This is a genomic window from Nocardia rosealba, assembly GCF_020216065.1.
GTDB lineage: Bacteria > Actinomycetota > Actinomycetes > Mycobacteriales > Mycobacteriaceae > Nocardia > Nocardia rosealba.
The window spans coordinates 979,824-995,317 of the sequence record NZ_JAIWNA010000002.1 but is presented as its reverse complement, the minus strand read 5'-3'; the positions used below and the strand labels follow the sequence as shown (position 1 = coordinate 995,317).

Sequence of the window (15,494 nt, the reverse complement as noted above, 5' to 3'; positions counted from 1 at the left end):
GGCCCCTATGCTGGTCGCGTGCCTCGATACACCCGCGCGGAACTCGCCGACGCCAGCGGCGTCGCGGCGCGCACGATCCGCTATTACCACTCGCTAGGCGTCCTACCCAAGCCCGGGCGCGCAGGCAAGGAAGTGGTGTATTCCGACGAGCATCTGGACCGATTGCGCGACATCGTCGCCATGCAGGGCCGCGGATTGCGGCTCGACGCCATCCGTGAGGTCTTCGACGCCGAACCGACCAGCGGCGACTGGCGCACGCTGTTCGACCCGCGTTCGGCCCAGGCCGCGCAACGCAGCGCGGAGATCGACGACGCCGAACTCGCCGCCCTCCTCGGCGACCGCGGCTCGGACGTGCTGACCGAACTGATCGCCGTCGGTTATCTGGAGCGCCGCGGCGAACGGTGGTACGTACCGGATCGCCCGATGCTCAAGGGCGCCCTCGTGCTCTACGACGTCGGTATCGACATTCCGCTCAGCGGCGAACTGCGCACCATGATCCGCTCGCGGATGGGCGCGCTGGCCGACGAGGTGGTCCGCGCGGTCCGCGACGCGTCGGGCGGCTACGCCGGCGAAGACCTCGGCGTCGACCTGACCCGCTTCCGGGAACGCCTGCTCGCCATGGCCTGGGAGGTCGGTGGCGCCACGCTGGCCGCCGAGGTGAACCGGGCCGCCGAGGAGGCGGCCGAGGCGCGCCGCGAGACGGCGGGCTCACCCCCGGTCGGCTGATCGGCATGACTTTCCCCACGTGGCGCCGTCGCTACTCCAGAGGGACCGGTCGGTACGGTAGCGAAGGAGGTGATTCCTGCGGTATGTGGGGTGAGAGATGTGTGAACGGCGGGCCCACCGGTACCGCCGCCGAACGGGGAGTGCCCGAGTGAATTCTCGCGAGGAGATCTTGCGCCGCGTCCGCGACGGGCTGCTGGACCTACCCGACGACGCGCGACGGGTGACGGTTCGTCGCTCGGCGGGTCGCCCGGCCGACGACGACCCGGCCGAACGCGCCGCCGTACTCGCCCGCTTCGTCGAACGGCTGCGCGAGCAGGGTTCGCTGGTGCGGCTGGTCGACACCACGGGCCTGCCCGCCGCCGTGGCCGATGTGCTCTACGGAATGAGTGTGCGCACCGTACTCGCCGCCGTCGAGCCAGGTCCGGCGTGGCTCGACCATTGGGCCGGTGCGCCGGGTCATGCCGTGGTGCACGGCTCCGGCGCGGCGAGCAGCGGCGACGCGGTGGTCCGCGATGCTGTCGCCGGAGATGCCTCGACCGGTTCGATCGCCTTGGAGGTGGACGGCGGACCCGCCGTGTCGGAGGACATGCCCCAGGTGTGCGTCGTCCGCGCCGAGCGCGTGTTCAGCTCCCTGCCCGATGCGCTGGACCGCCTCGATCCCCGTCGCCCGCTGATCTGGCGCGGCGGCCCCGCAGATGCGGAACTGGCCCGTCAACTGGTTGTTCTGCTGGTCGAATAGATCATCGCTCTCGATTCGGACGCGCCGCACACGGGGGACCTGACGCTGGTGGACGCGCCGCACGAACGACGTACTCAGACACGTCGCGGGTGATGCCCGATTTGAGCAGCGCACGTTCCTTCGCCAGCTGCTCGAGGCCCTTGTCGTCCGGACCCCACCGGCCATGTACTCGGTAGCGGCGATGACAACTTCGCGCCCTGCCTGGTCCACATCTTTCGCGCTGTCGTGCTGTCGGTCACGATGCCCGGGGACCTGTTGCCGGTACTCCTGCCGCCATCCCTGTTCCGGCGTGCGGCTGTGGATGCGTGGTGACCGTCGGCCAGCATGTCGGGCGACATCTTCGCATCGCCCCACAACTCGACTGCACGCTCCCACGACTCGGGGGAGCGGATATGCGCGAGCTGCTGCGCGGTGAGTGATACCTGAGTGGCCGCTCCCGCGATCTTGGCCATCACGTACGCCTGGTGTCCGCGGTCGCCGGCTTCGGTGAGTCCCCGGTCGGTGCGGGGACGACGTCGCGGGGCGGCTCGGGGATGGGATTAGTCATCGCCCACCCCGATAGGGCTACTGATAGGCGGGTGTATTCCAGGTGAGGAGAGTGTCCAGCTGTCGCGCGAGACTGTGGGGTTCCCGGTCGAAGATGACGTGGCGGATCGACCCTTCAGGATCGATGTACACGCCGATGCCGGGAAACTCGAGCGCGGCGCCGATCGGATTGCCTTGCAGGATCTGTACCCATACCCATTTCCCGACGCCCATGGCGCGCAGGTAGGTGTGGCCGATGCCGCGGGCGCACAGCGACAGGTACGCCATCTCGTCGTCGGTGGCCTTCTCACCGGGGTTCGGGAACTTGGCCAAGGCCGCATCCTCGATCCTTGCCAATCCTTCGACGGTCCAGGGGTCGTCCAGTTCGGCCAGGGCCGGGACCAAGGTGATGAGCTGGGCGAGGTCTTCCGGCTCGCGGTCCAGCCACGCCCGGAATTCGGGCGAGCGCTGTTGTTTCGCCAGGCGGCGCAGTTCGATCTCTGACCAGGGCCGGTCTTCGCCCATGGTGTGAACCTTTCGCGAGTGGTGGCGAGGTCGGTTCGTGCTTGGATCATCGTATCCACTGGGATTGTGTTTGGGGGATAGAGGCAGCAACCCCGAGACCCGGGGGTGGGAAGGGTCTCGGGGGGTCACCATCACCTCGGCATTCGTGTGACGGAAGCACCGGGGGAGTCGAGGTGGGCTCCTGGGCGCAGCCCGAGCTGTGCAGGGAATGCGTACCGCTCTCTCGGGGGCTTGTGCCGTACAAACCCTCGAAACCCTGGAACTGGGCAACGCCACTGGCATCCGAGTTGCCGCGCTGTGCGAGGGACTTCGTCACTTCGTCTCCTTGTTTGGTGGGTTTACGCTTTGGGCGCCGAACGGCAACGGGATTTGTCGCGCGAACGTTTGTTTGTCCGCGACCGTGACGACGTCACAGATCGCGATCAAGTCAGCGGGGACGGTGCAACCGTCGAAATGGCGGGCCGACAGGGTGAACACGGCATCCGCCTTGGAGATGCGGGCGATGGCTTTCAGGTACTCGATGGGTTCACGGGTTCGCTCGTCGGCGAGGACAATTTCCTTCACGTCGTAACCCCACCGTTTGGCCAGGTGCTCGATCGCCGCCTGATGCAGCTCGAAAGAATCACCGGACACATCGGTGCGGAGGTATCCGATCGCGATCCCCTCGAGCACGATCCCCTCGGTCACAGCACAGTCCCGACCAACAGCCCGTCACTGGACGGGCGCCAACCGACCTCACCTGAAACCTGGTGCGGCCGAACCAGACCCATGTCCTCGAGCTGCCGCAGATAGGTTTCCGTGGTCTGGGACCGGTGATGCAACTGCCCGGCGAGGTCGGCGGCCGTGACAGGGGACTGCCGCACCACAGCGCACAGGCTCTGCAGAATCCAGTCCTGGCAACGGGTCAACGTCATCGCCGCGACTCCACACGATCAGCGCGCTCGTCGAGCACCATCCGTTTCAGCTCGACCAACGTTGTGCGGGCACGGCGGCGGCAACGGCACGTGGCGACATCACATTCGAGATGGACCTGCATCGCGCGGTGCGCTTGCTGTGCGGTCATCACGCCTGGGTCGACGGTGCATATCAGCAGCATTGGATCACTAGTTGTTCGAAATATGGTGCGGCCAGTCAGCATTGGACCACCTAGAGTGAGAGGTAGCAGATCGGAAAGCGGGTGACGTCAGTGATGAAGGTCGAACTGACGTCCTCCGCATTTCCAACCCTGGCGTGACACGAGTTCCCCCGGAAGACCACGCAAGTACACGCGAACCGCGTTCCGGTACACGCTCGGTACACGCTGGTACACCAGCACTTACAACGTGGCCAGGAGACCGCTATGAATGTCTGGACAGGAGCAGACGCAGCAGACCTGCGTGACGCGCTCAAACTGTCGCACGAACGCTTCTCCGTCCGCGCTGGCATCCACATCAACACCATCAAGAAGTGGTGCACGCGTGGAGAAACGATCACGCTCCGTCCCGAGTACGCCGAACGAATGAATGATGTCCTCGCCGCGGCGACCCCGTCGCAGCGAGCGGAATTCCGCAAACTGCAAATTAAGCGGGCCGTCACGCCCGGCACCCTCGAAGTCGATGACGACCCCGCCATCTGGAAACTGCCCTGCGAGGACGTCGCCGACGACCTCGCACGGAAGGACCTTCTCGTGGATCGCCGCGAAGCAGCGTCAACCCTGTTTGGGGTGGTCGTCGGCACCTACCTGCTCGAACCACTGGAACGCTGGCTGCGGCGGCAGCGCGGCACCAACACGCCCGCGCCGATCATCACTGGCAGCGGCGCGCAGGAACTCGATGAACTCGAAAACGCCGCCCGCCTGTTCCGGGAATGGGACGAAAAGTTCGGTGGCGGGCTGCGTCGCAAAGCTGTTGTCGGACAGCTCTCCGAAGTGAACGACATGATCGCCGTAGCTAACAACCAAGCCGTGCGGCAACGCCTCGGCCACATCCGGGCACTGCTCGCCGAAACCGCGGCCACCATGTCCTGGGACTCCGGCGACCAGCACACCGCGCAGGGTTACTACATGCTGTCGATCCGGTCCGCACGAGAAGCCGGCGATGCCGCACTGTTCGCCAACGGGCTGGCAGGGCTGGCCCGCCAAATGCTCACTCTTGAACCCGAAGGCCTCGGCGTCGACCGAATCGCCTACACCTACGCCCGAGCCAACGATGCTCTCGAACTTGTCCGCCTCGCCCAGGACATTGTCGGCCGCTCCATCACACCAATTACACGCGCGCTGCTGCACACCCGGGAAGCGTGGGCGTACGCGAAGCTCGGCCGCCCGACCGCGTTCCACCGTGCCGCCGACAACGCCCGCGCCGCATTCACCGAAGCACGCCCCGCCGACGACCCGTACTGGTTGGCGTACTTCGATGCCGCCGAACTGTCCGGCACCCTCGGTGGACGCCTCCTCGAACTTGCCAGAACAGAACCCGCATACGCGGACGAAGCTGCCGAATCAATCACCACCGCCATCGCCCAACGACGCCCTGAACGCTGGCGCTCGAGCGCACTAGACCGGCTCGGCATCGCCGAAGCACGTCTCATCCAAGGCGAATACGCGGAAGCGAAACGCCTCGGGGAAGCCGCCCTCAACGACGTCGGCAAAACCAGTTCGCACCGCGTGCAAGCGAAGGTCGCCGAGGTCTATCAGCGGGCAGGGGAATGCGGCACCAACCGCCCCGCCCGAGAACTCCTCGACATGCTGCATCCCCTCTTGCCATCCCCGGCATGATGAGGGAATGAGGATCAGCGTCACCGGACACATGAACATCACACCTGCCACCACAGAACTGGTGAGGGACGCAATCACCAACCTGATCACCGGCGCACCGGATTTGGTTGGGGTTTCATGCATTGCACGCGGCGCCGACTCGGTATTTGCCGAAGTGGTCTTGGCAGCAGGTGGCCAACTGGAAGTGGTGCTGCCCTCACGGGACTACCGGGAGGCGAAGGTGAAGCCCGACCACTTGCCGCAGTTTGATGCGCTGATCGCTCGCGCTGCGACCGTTCGGGTCATGGACTTCGACACCGCTGGAAGAGAAGCCTACGAGGCAGCCAACGCGGTACTGTTGGAGGTCGACCGGATGATCGCGGTGTGGGACGGGCTGGACGGGCAGCGTGCTGGAACTGGAACGGTGGTCGCGCTTGCACGCGAGCACGGTGTCCCCGTCGATGTCGTGTGGCCGGTCGGCGCCGAACGGGATTAGCCCCGCGCTGTCCGTGGGTGATCGCATGCGTCGGTGACCGGGGGCCAGTAGATGACAGCGTCGCGTCGTCGGCATGCCCAGGTGCGGTGTAGCCGGTCGGGACGGCGACGCAGGCGACGGTGCCGACGAGGACTTGGCCTGGCACGAGGGGGTGCCAGCGGGGTGGGCGACGGGGGAGGGGTGCGCTCCCAAGCGCCGCGGACGCGCTGCGCCATCTGTATGCGAGCCAGCAGTTAGCTGGTCGTGTTTCGGTGCGGGAGTCGGCGGACTACTTGGGCCACGAGGACGCGGCAGTGACGCTGCGTACTTACATCCATTTGATGCCGACAAGTGCACCGCGATCGCGGAGTGCAACGGATGCGTCGTAGGAGACTCCGGCTGTGACGGCCTGGGGAGGTTTTGGAGGACGATGGGTCGCTGTTCCCGGAGGGCGACGGGGGTTGTGTGGGACCTTAAGTCTCAGTTACTCTGAGTTCGACGATGTGACGGTTGACACTGCCGTGCGCATCGACGCGAACCGAGGAGGCACCGATGACGCTGACCGAATCGAGCCGTGGCGGACTCATCAGCGAGGAATACCGCGATGCCCTGGCGACCCTGTCTCAAGGGTCCGTCGACCGGCATTTCGATCCCTACCTCGATATCGACTGGGATTCGCCTGAGCTGGCTCTCGACCCGAACGACCCGCGCTGGGTGTTGTCGTCCGAATACGATCCGCTCGGTGCCACGCAGTGGTATCGCGAGCAGCCGCTGGAGCGGCAGATCGAGATCGGCAAGTGGCGCACCGCGAACGCGATCAGGGTCGGCGCCGCATTCGAGAGCATCCTGATCCGCGGGATGATGCAGTACATCATGAAGCTGCCGAACGGCTCTCCCGAGTTCCGGTACTGCTTGCACGAGATGACCGAAGAGTGCAACCACATCCAGATGTTCCAGGAACTGGTGAACCGCATCGGTGTGGATGTACCGGGCATGCGGCCCTTGTTCAAGGCACTCTCGCCGTTCATCGGCGTGGCGGGCGGCTACGCGCACACGATCCTGTTCATCGGCATCCTCGGCGGCGAGGAACCGATCGACCACTATCAGAAGGCCATGCTGCGGGCGGGCGCGAACCTGCCGCCGATGGTGGTGCGCACCATGGAGATCCACATCGCCGAGGAAGCGCGCCACATCTCCTTCGCCCATGACTTCCTCGCCGCGCACATCGGGCGGATGGGCAAGTTCAACCGTGGCGTGTGTTCGGTGGCGTTCCCGATCGCGATGCGCTGGCTGGCCGGGGAGATCATGGCCCCGCCCCGTTCGTTCGCCACGCAGTTCGACATCCCGCGTGAGGTCATCCGGGAGGCCTTCTGGAAGTCCGAGCACTCGCAGCACGTCCTGGCGGGCTACTTCGCCGACGTCCGGAAGCTGGCCGACGATCTGGGCATGATGAACCCGATCGCCAAGCAGGTGTGGAAGGCGCTCGGCATCGACGGGCCGCTGTCGCGCTACCGCAGCGAGCCGGAGCGGAGTGCCCGCAGGGCTGCGTGAGCAGCCCTCAGTCGCCGTTGGTCATCAGCTGGGTGATGACCGTGGTGAGGGGTTGTTCGGCGTCGAGGGTGAGCCCGTGGCGCCGGGCGACGCCGTCGACCACGTGCCAGGCATAGGAGGCGACCTCCTCGATCAGCTGCTGTCTCGACAGGACCGGGGCGGGGTCGTTGGCCCAGCGGGTGACCGTCGCCTCGGTCATCGAGACGATCGCGAAGGTCATCGCATCGGCCGAGCCGTCGTCGGCCACGCCGACCACTCCGGCCAGTCCGGTGACCAGCGCGCGGGTCGACGCGGCGAGTGTCGCGATGAGCGAACTCATGGCGTCGACGTCCGGATCGGCCTCCGACGGCCCGGTGCGCAGGAATTCGTGCAGTCGTGGATGCTCGGTGACCCACGTGACGACGGCATCGACCGTGCGAACGAGGATCTGGTGGATGGAACCGTCGCCGATGTCGAGCGCGTCCTCGATATCGCCGACGAACCGGTCGGTGATATCGCTGCGGATGCGCCGGTCGAGTTCGTCGCGGCCCGCGAACTGCCGGTACACAACGGATTTCGCGAGCCCGGCGTGTTCGGCGATCTGGACGATCGGCACCTCGACACCCGGCGGCGCCTGCTCGATCAATTCGATCGCAGCCTGCACGATCCGTTCCCGGCGGCTGTCGTTGTGCGGCTGCCACCGGGCTTGTCTGCCGCTCACGGCGCGGGCTGGTCGTGACGTTGCGCTCGACACCGCCTGAGTGTAAAGCACACGATCCGGTATCGAACTGTTACCGAGGGACTGTCACCGGATCGGTGCAACTCGCCACCCCGTTCACCACCGAACAGGGCGCAGGCGCTTGCGTCGGGTGGTAGTCATCGCCGACACCGCCCGCGGCGGTGATCTGCCGGTAGGCCGCGACAGCGTCGGTGGGTTTGCGGGTGAGTGTGGGGTCGGTCAGTACGTCGACGGTGTAGAGACCGAATCGTGGTGTGTAGGAACCCCATTCGTAATTGTCGGTGAGGCTCCAGTAGTTGTAGCCGAGCAGTGGGATGCCGTCGGCCACGGCGCGCTGCAGCCAGTACACGGTGTCGCGCAGCGAATCGGCGCGGGTGTAGCCGTCGGGGCGTGGCAGCCCATTCTCGGTGGGCATCCCGTTCTCGACGATGTAGAGCGGGCGGCCGGGGAACTTGCGGGCGTAGTGCTCGAGAACGTAGTAGATGCCCTCGGGGTGCAGGGGCATGGTCCAGAGTTTGCCGGGGTCGGGGATGCGCGGTTCGGCGGGGGAGAAGCTGTAGTAGTAGTCGATTCCGATGTAGTCCAGGCGCGCCGAGATGCGATCCAGCAGCGGGCCGTTGACCGCGTCGTCGACGGCCGGCAGGTGGGCGACATTGCTGGTGACCATGGCACCCGGCTGCACAGCGTGGATGTACTCGTGGATGCTGTTGTGGGCCTGTGCGATTCGGTCGACCATAGTCGGTGCGTCAGTGGGGGAGAGCCCGCCGTGGCGTAGTTCGTTGGCCAGATACACCATCGGCTCGTTGAACGTCACCCACAGCGGGTCCGTGTGGGCGAAGCGGTCGACGATGCTTCGCGCGTTGGTCAGCCAGTCGGCCACGATGCGCGGATCGCGCCAGCCGCCGCGATCCGCCACCCAGCCGGGATAGACCCAGTGATCGAGGGTGAGCATCGGTCGCATGCCCGCCGCGACGATCGCGCCGACGACCTCGTCGTAGAACCCTAGACCTGCCTCGTCCCAGATGCCGGGGCGAGGCTGCACCCGCGCCCACTCGATGCCGATGCGGTACACGCGCACGCCGAGGTCGGCCGCGAGTGCGATATCCGATCGGAACCGCTGGCGGAAGTCGACCGAGTTCAGGTACGGATGCTCGGTGCTGCCGGACTCCGCGTAGCGGCGCCAGTTGCTGTCCGGTGCGTCGCCTTCGGCCTGGAACCCGGAAGCGGCTACACCCCAGAGGAAGTCGGGGCTCATCGGTGCCAACTGGGTGGATGCCGGTGGTCGGGCGGTAGTGGGGGAGGTGCTTCCCGCGAGCGCGGCGAAGACAACGGCGATCGTGGCGAGGATCCTGCGGCGACTGGGGGAGGGCATGGCACTCCTGGCGGCTGGAATGGGAGGGGGAGGAGAGTCCAGTGTGCGGCATCGACGAGCGGTAGTCCGGAATTGCGGCAGTAAGGCGAACGTCCATTTATTACATTCGGTTACGCAGATATGCGCATCTAATTATATCAGCCCAGTCTTTCCAACCCACAACTCACCTCCGATACATGTGCCCACGACCAAACCACTAGCAAGGACGGGGAGTGAAATGCCTCTCAAGCACACCTTGTGGGTTCGTTAATCCAGCGCGCTCGAGCCAGGATTCGGGGATGGTGTGGAATCCCTTGCCCCGTGTGGCGCGCGTGTTCGGAGCACAAGCCTGGGTGATGCGGGGGGCGAGTATCGTGTTGCCCGCCGAGCGGTTGCTTCGCCGGTTCTCCGGTGGGCGTTGGGGTGTCCTCGACCTGGCCGGCTTGCCGTCGATCGAGGTGACCGTGGTCGGCCGCAAGTCCGGTGTGCCGCGCACGACCTCGCTGCTGTGTGTGCCCGACGGCGACGGCTTCTTCCTCGTCGGTTCCAACTGGGGCAAGCCCGAGCATCCGGCCTGGTCGGCGAATCTGCGTGCCGCGCGCACGGCATCGGTGCGGTTCAACGGCAGTACGGCGTTCCCTGTGTCGGTCGCGGAGATCACCGGGGTGGAACGTAAGCAGGTGTGGGATCAGGTCGTGGAGTTCTGGCCTGGTTACGAGATGGAGTATCAGCTCGCCGGCGGGCGTGAGTTCCGGATCTTCCGGCTCGACCGGATCGTCTGACGACTGTGCCCCGGCGACAGTCGTTGTCGCCGGGGCACAGTCGCGGGTTCAGACTTGCGCGGGTTTGCGGCTCAGGCCGTACATGACGGCCGCACCGAGTGCCGCGCCGACGGGCCATGACAGCGCCGTGACCGAGGCGGAATCGGGGACAAGAGCTACGACGACGCTGACCGCACCCGCGATGAGCAGTGCGATGAGCGCTCGCGGGTTGAATCCGCGGGTGTAGAAGTAGGTGCCGTCGGTCGCGCCGGAATAGAGCTCGGGCACGTCGGTGCGCTGTTTGCGAACCAGGTAGTAGTCGACGACCAGGATGCCGAACACCGGCCCCATCAGGGCACCGACACCGCCGAGGAAGTAGACGATGAAGTCCTGGTTGGCCCACAGCTTCCAGGGCAGTACGACGATCGACAGGACGGCGGTGATGATGCCGCCGGTGCGGAACGAGATGTACTTCGGTGCGGCGTTGGAGATGTCGTAGGCGGGGGAGACGAAGTTGAGCACCACGTTGATGCCGACGGTCGCGATGGCGAACAGCACGGCCGAGACGATGACGATCGCGTCGTTGTCGATGTGGGCGACGAGCTCGACCGGGTCGGACAGAACTTCCCCGTACACCTTCAGGGTCGCGAGGGAAATGATGATCGAGATGACGACGAACGCGGTCTCGTTGAAGGGTATGCCCCAGGCGTTGCCGCGCCGGATGGCCTTCTGACTGGGTGAGAATCGGGCGAAGTCGGCGTAGTTCACGAGTGGTCCGGCCATGAACGCGACCATCAGGAACGCGACCCCGATGAACGCCGACACCGTCTGTCCGCTCGAGAGTGCTTCACCCGCACGGGCATTGAGGTCGATGCTCCAGTCGGCTTCGCTCATGATCCACACGGCGAGGGCGATCATGCCGATCCACACGACCGGTCCGGCGAAGTCGGAGGCCTTGCGCACGATCTCCATGCCGTAGCTGATGATCATGAGCTGCACGGTCCACAGTACGAGGAACGCGATCCAGCCGAGCGCGGACAGTCCGAGGAAGCTGGGTTTCGTCCACGACTCGAGACCTGGCGACACCCGCAGGATCAGCACGATCACCGCGGTGGAGGCCAGATAGGTCTGGATGCCGTACCAGAAGATCGCGACGAGCGCGCGGAGCAGGGCGGGGATGTTGGCGCCGAACACGCCGAAGGTGGCGCGGGCGAAGACCGGAAACGGGACCCCGACCTTCTGACCCGCGACACCGACGAGGTTGCTCCCGAGCCACAGCATCAGCACACCGGCGAACAGGGCGAGCATGGTCTGCCAGCCGGTCATGCCGAGGGCGAGCATGCCGACGGCGAAGCCGTAGCTGGCGATGCTGTGGGCCGAGGTCATCCAGAGACAGAACAGGTCCCAGGTGCGCCAGGTCGCCGTCTCCTTGGTAGTGGGCGCCAAGTCGTCGTTGACCAGCTGCGAGTGTCGTCCCGCGCCCTCGGGCGCGTGGACCTGTGTTTCTGTCATCGCACTATCTCTCTACTTCTACTGCTAACTGTGCTGGGGGAACCCGAGGTTGATGCCGCCGTGGCTCGGATCGAGCCAGCGCGACGTGATCGCCTTCTCCTGGGTGAAGAACGAGAAGCCCTGCGGTCCATAGGCTTTCGCGTCACCGAAGATCGACGCTTTGTGGCCGCCGAAGCTGTGGTAGGCGACGGGCACCGGGATGGGGACGTTGATGCCGATCATGCCGACGGTGACCCGGCGCTGGAATTGCCGTGCGGCCCCACCGTCGTTGGTGAAGATCGCGACCCCGTTGCCGTAGGGGGAGCTGTTGATGAGTTCGATGCCCTCCTCGAAGCCGTTCACCCGGACGACGGAGAGGACCGGGCCGAAGATCTCGTCCTGGTACACGGCGGAGCTGGTCGGGACGTTGTCGATCAGGGTCGGGCCGAGCCAGAACCCTTCGGCCGCACCGTCGATGCTGGTTTCGCGGCCGTCGACGACGATGGTGGCGCCGTCGGTGGCGGCCACGTCGAGGTAGCCGGCCACCTTGTCGCGGTGTTCGCGGGTGATGAGCGGTCCCATGTCGCAGCCTCGGCGGCCGTCGCCGGTGCGCAGTTTGCCCATGCGTTCGGCGATCTTGGCGACGAGTTCGTCGGCGATGCTGTCGACGGCGAGCAGCGCGCTCACCGCCATGCAGCGTTCGCCCGCCGAGCCGAAGCCGGCGTTGACGGCGGCGTCGGCGGCGAGGTCGAGGTCGGCGTCGGGCAGCACGAGCATGTGGTTCTTGGCCCCGCCGAGTGCCTGGACTCGTTTGTCGTTGGCGGCGGCGGTCTGATAGACGTAGCGCGCGATCGGGGTGGAGCCGACGAAGGAGATCGCGGCGACGTCCGGGTGGACGAGCAGGGCGTCGACGGCTTCCTTGTCACCATGGACCACATTGAGGACGCCCGCGGGCAGGCCCGCTTCGGCGGCGAGTTCGGCGAGCCAGTTGGCGGCCGAGGGGTCCTTCTCGCTGGGCTTGAGGACGACGGTGTTGCCCGCGGCGATGGCGATCGGGAAGAACCAGAGCGGAACCATGGCGGGGAAGTTGAACGGGCTGATGATCCCGACCACCCCGAGCGGTTCGCGCACCGAGTACACGTCGACGTCGGTGGAGACGTTCTGGCTGAACTCGCCTTTGAGCAGTTGTGGCATGGCGAGGGCGAATTCGACTACTTCGAGTCCCCGGGCGATCTCCCCGCCCGCGTCGCTGAGGACTTTGCCGTGTTCGGCGGTGAGGATCTGGGCGAGGTCGTCTTTGCGGGCGTTGAGCAGTTCCCGGAAGGTGAGCAGGAACCTGCTGCGGGTGGCGATCGAACTGTCGCGCCACTGGGGCAGGGCGGCGGCGGCCGCGGCGACGGCGGTGCCGACGTCGGTGGCGGTCGCCATGCGCACCTCACGTTGGGGTGTGCCGAGGGCGGGGTCGAAAACCGGTGCGGTGCGGGTGGATTCGCCCGGCCAGGCCTTGCCGTCGATCCAGTGCTCGAGAATCTGTGTCATGGTCGTTTCCTTGTCTTCAGAGTCCGGCGAGTACGTCACGAATCGCGGCGACGCCCGCCGTGGCCTCGGCGTCGGTGATGACGCAGGGCGGCACCACGTGCAGGCGGTTGTCGGCGATGAACGGGAGCACGCCGCGCTCGAGCAGACTGGTTTTGAGCTTGCCCATGGTCGCGGCGGGGACGGGAGTTCGGGTGTGCGGGTCGGTGACGAGTTCGAGGGCCCAGAACACGCCTTCGCCGCGTACTTCGCCGATGACGGGGAAGTCGTCGGCGAGGGCTCGTAGTGCGGGGCCGAGGGTTTCGCGGCCGACGCGCTCGGCGTTGGCGACGATGCCTTCGGATTCCATGGCGTCGAGTGCGGCGACGATGGAGGCGGCGGCCAGAGGGTGGCCGCTGTAGGTGAGGCCGCCGGGGAACACGGTGTCGTCGAAGGTGTGTGCCACGGGGTCGGAAATGATGACGCCGCCGACCGGGACGTAACCGGAGTTCACGCCCTTGGCGAAGGTGATGAGATCGGGGACGACATCGTGGCGGGAGAACGCGAACCAGGCGCCGGTGCGGCCGAAGCCTGCCATCACTTCGTCGAGGATGAGCAGGATGCCGTAGCGGTCGGCGAGCTCACGCACACCAGCGAGGTAGCCCGGTGGTGGGATGAGCACACCGGCGGTACCGGGGACGCTTTCGAGCAGGATGGCCGCGATGGAGGCGGGGCCTTCGCACTGGATCACCCGTTCCAGGTGGTGCAGTGCGCGTTCGCATTCCTGTTCGGCTGTCGCGGACCAGAATTCGCTGCGGTACAGGTAGGGGCCGAAGAAGTGGACGTGCCCGCGGGCGAATTCGTTGGGTACGCGCCGCCAGTCGCCGGTGGCGACGACGGCGGCGCCGGTGTTGCCGTGGTAGGAGCGGTAGGTGGAGAGCACCTTGTCGCGGCCGGTGTGCAGGCGGGCCATCCGGATGGCGTTCTCGATGGCGTCGGCGCCGCCGTTGGTGAAGAACACCTTGTCGAAGCCGTCCGGTGCGAGCGCTGAGATGCGCTGTGCCGCTCGTCCTCTGGCGAGGTTGGCGGTGGCGGGGGAGATGGTGGCGAGTTGGGCTGCCTGCTCGGCGATCGCTCGGGTGACGGCCGGGTGCTGGTGGCCGATATTGACATTGACGAGCTGGCTGGACAAGTCGAGGTATTCGCGGCCGGCGTGGTCCCAGAGCGTGCAGCCGCGTCCGCCCGCGATGACGAGTGGTTGCAGCGCGGCCTGCGCGGACCAGGAGTGGAAGACGTGGTCGCGGTCGAGCCGGTAGGCCAGGGCGTCGAGGTCGGTCGCGGTGTCGGCGGCGGTCATGATGCCGCCTTCATCGCGGTGATGTGTTTGGTCATGCCGGGGATGACGGTTTCGCCGTAGACGCGCATGGTCTCCTCCTTGTTGTCGTGTTGGAGATAGCCCGCGAACTGGTCGACACCGAGTTCGGCGAGGCGCTGCAGCTTCTTCAGGTGGTCCTCGGCGGTGCCCAGGACACAGAACCTGTCGACGATGTCGTCGGTGACGAAGGCGGCGTGGGTGTTGCCCGCTCGGCCGTGCTGGTTGTAGTCGTAGCCTTCGCGACCGGCGATGTAGTCGGTCAATGCCGGTGGGACGGAACCGGTTTCGCCGTAGCGGGTGACGATGTCGGCGACGTGGTTGCCGACCATGCCGCCGAACCAGCGGCACTGGTCGCGCATGTGTGCCCAGTCGGTGCCGATGTACATGGGTGCGGCCACGCAGATCTTGACCGCGTCGGGGTCGCGCCCGGCTGCGGCGGCCGCGTCCTTGACGGTACGGATCATCCACTCGGCGATGTCGAGATCGGCGAGCTGGAGGATGAACCCGTCGGCGACCTCACCGGTGAGCTGGAGAGCTTTGGGCCCGTAGGCCGCGACCCACACGTCGAGCGTCGAGCCCGTGCTCCACGGGAATTGCAGAACGCGTCCGTCGACCTCGACCGGGCGGGAGTTGGCGAGTTCCTTGACGACGCGGACGGATTCGCGCAGGGTCGCCAGGGTGGTCGGTTTGCCGCCGCCGACCCGGACCGCCGAGTCGCCGCGGCCGATCCCGCAGATGGTGCGGTTGCCGTAGGCCTCGTTGAGGGTGGCGTAGGTGGAGGCGGTGACCGTCCAATCGCGGGTGGCGGGGTTGGTGACCATCGGGCCGACGGTGATGCGTTTGGTCTCGTTGAGGATCTGGCTGTAGAGCACGTACGGTTCCTGCCAAAGGATGTGGGAGTCGAAGGTCCACAGGTGGCTGAAGCCGTGTGCTTCGGCGAGTTTGGCCAGGTGCACCGTGCGCGCCGCAGGCGGGTCGCACTGCAGGACCGCTCCGAATTGCATGGTGGCT

Annotated in this window: 15 protein-coding genes; 6 read left to right on the top strand and 9 right to left on the bottom strand. The window is 66.3% G+C overall.

Translation table 11 applies throughout. The features are described 5' to 3' along the window. Nucleotides 1-18 precede the first annotated feature (18 nt). A complete protein-coding gene (locus LDL21_RS11490; RefSeq protein ID WP_225279981.1) occupies nt 19-726 on the top strand; it encodes a MerR family transcriptional regulator in 708 nt (235 codons plus the stop codon). 148 nt (nt 727-874) lie between these two features. Continuing rightward, entirely contained in the window at nt 875-1,465 is a 591-nt protein-coding gene (locus LDL21_RS11485) for a hypothetical protein (RefSeq protein ID WP_225279980.1), read from the top strand. Nucleotides 1,466-2,029: 564 nt separating this feature from the next. On the opposite strand, the gene LDL21_RS11480 is transcribed toward LDL21_RS11485, so the two are convergent. From LDL21_RS11480 to LDL21_RS11470, 3 genes are all read right to left on the bottom strand, one after another. Next, nucleotides 2,030-2,515: a hypothetical protein gene (locus tag LDL21_RS11480; protein WP_225279979.1), complete on the bottom strand. Its 486-nt coding sequence runs from the start codon at nt 2,513-2,515 to the stop codon at nt 2,030-2,032. Between the two features lie 312 nt (nt 2,516-2,827). Continuing rightward, nucleotides 2,828-3,202, bottom strand: a complete 375-nt coding sequence (locus LDL21_RS11475) for a hypothetical protein (RefSeq protein ID WP_225279978.1) — start codon at nt 3,200-3,202, stop codon at nt 2,828-2,830. Next, nucleotides 3,199-3,429 (bottom strand): helix-turn-helix domain-containing protein, encoded by a 231-nt coding sequence (locus LDL21_RS11470; protein ID WP_225279977.1) that lies wholly within the window; start codon nt 3,427-3,429, stop codon nt 3,199-3,201. Before LDL21_RS11470 ends, LDL21_RS11475 begins: the two co-directional genes overlap by 4 nt. Nucleotides 3,430-3,854: 425 nt before the next feature. On the opposite strand from LDL21_RS11470, the gene LDL21_RS11465 reads away from it, so the two are divergent. The 3 genes from LDL21_RS11465 (at nt 3,855) to LDL21_RS11455 (ending at nt 7,272) form a co-directional block, all read left to right on the top strand. After that, a complete protein-coding gene (locus tag LDL21_RS11465) occupies nt 3,855-5,267 on the top strand; it encodes an NsdA family TPR-like regulatory protein (protein WP_225279976.1) in 1,413 nt (470 codons plus the stop codon). A 7-nt stretch (nt 5,268-5,274) separates the two neighbouring features. Then, entirely contained in the window at nt 5,275-5,742 is a 468-nt protein-coding gene (locus tag LDL21_RS11460; protein ID WP_225279975.1) for a hypothetical protein, read from the top strand. 531 nt (nt 5,743-6,273) lie between these two features. After that, nucleotides 6,274-7,272 carry an AurF N-oxygenase family protein gene (locus LDL21_RS11455; RefSeq protein ID WP_181696011.1) on the top strand — a complete coding sequence of 333 codons (999 nt, stop codon included), beginning with the start codon at nt 6,274-6,276 and terminating at the stop codon, nt 7,270-7,272. A gap of 7 nt (nt 7,273-7,279) precedes the next feature. On the opposite strand, the gene LDL21_RS11450 is transcribed toward LDL21_RS11455, so the two are convergent. Both LDL21_RS11450 and LDL21_RS11445 read right to left on the bottom strand, forming a co-directional pair. Then, nucleotides 7,280-8,005, bottom strand: coding sequence for a TetR/AcrR family transcriptional regulator (locus LDL21_RS11450; protein WP_067638282.1), 726 nt, complete (start codon nt 8,003-8,005; stop codon nt 7,280-7,282). A 37-nt stretch (nt 8,006-8,042) separates the two neighbouring features. Continuing rightward, a complete protein-coding gene (locus LDL21_RS11445; protein ID WP_225279974.1) occupies nt 8,043-9,362 on the bottom strand; it encodes a family 1 glycosylhydrolase in 1,320 nt (439 codons plus the stop codon). 278 nt (nt 9,363-9,640) lie between these two features. Here LDL21_RS11445 and LDL21_RS11440 point away from each other — a divergent pair, with 278 nt between their 5' ends. Then, nucleotides 9,641-10,123, top strand: coding sequence for a nitroreductase family deazaflavin-dependent oxidoreductase (locus tag LDL21_RS11440; protein WP_225279973.1), 483 nt, complete (start codon nt 9,641-9,643; stop codon nt 10,121-10,123). Between the two features lie 48 nt (nt 10,124-10,171). Here the strand turns inward: LDL21_RS11440 and LDL21_RS11435 are convergent, their stop codons facing one another. From LDL21_RS11435 to LDL21_RS11420, 4 genes are read right to left on the bottom strand one after another with little or no spacing between them, the layout of a single operon-like run. Continuing rightward, the gene (locus tag LDL21_RS11435; RefSeq protein WP_225279972.1) at nt 10,172-11,614 is read right to left on the bottom strand and encodes an NCS1 family nucleobase:cation symporter-1; all 1,443 of its coding nucleotides are present in this window, start codon (nt 11,612-11,614) and stop codon (nt 10,172-10,174) included. 24 nt (nt 11,615-11,638) lie between these two features. Further along, nucleotides 11,639-13,132, bottom strand: coding sequence for a CoA-acylating methylmalonate-semialdehyde dehydrogenase (locus LDL21_RS11430; RefSeq protein WP_225279971.1), 1,494 nt, complete (start codon nt 13,130-13,132; stop codon nt 11,639-11,641). Nucleotides 13,133-13,148: 16 nt separating this feature from the next. Further along, nucleotides 13,149-14,465 carry an aspartate aminotransferase family protein gene (locus LDL21_RS11425; RefSeq protein WP_225279970.1) on the bottom strand — a complete coding sequence of 439 codons (1,317 nt, stop codon included), beginning with the start codon at nt 14,463-14,465 and terminating at the stop codon, nt 13,149-13,151. Next, complete coding sequence (locus LDL21_RS11420) at nt 14,462-15,487, bottom strand: TIGR03842 family LLM class F420-dependent oxidoreductase (RefSeq protein WP_225279969.1); 1,026 nt, start codon at nt 15,485-15,487, stop codon at nt 14,462-14,464. The genes LDL21_RS11425 and LDL21_RS11420 overlap by 4 nt, the downstream gene beginning before the upstream one ends. Between the last annotated feature and the right edge of the window lie 7 nt (nt 15,488-15,494).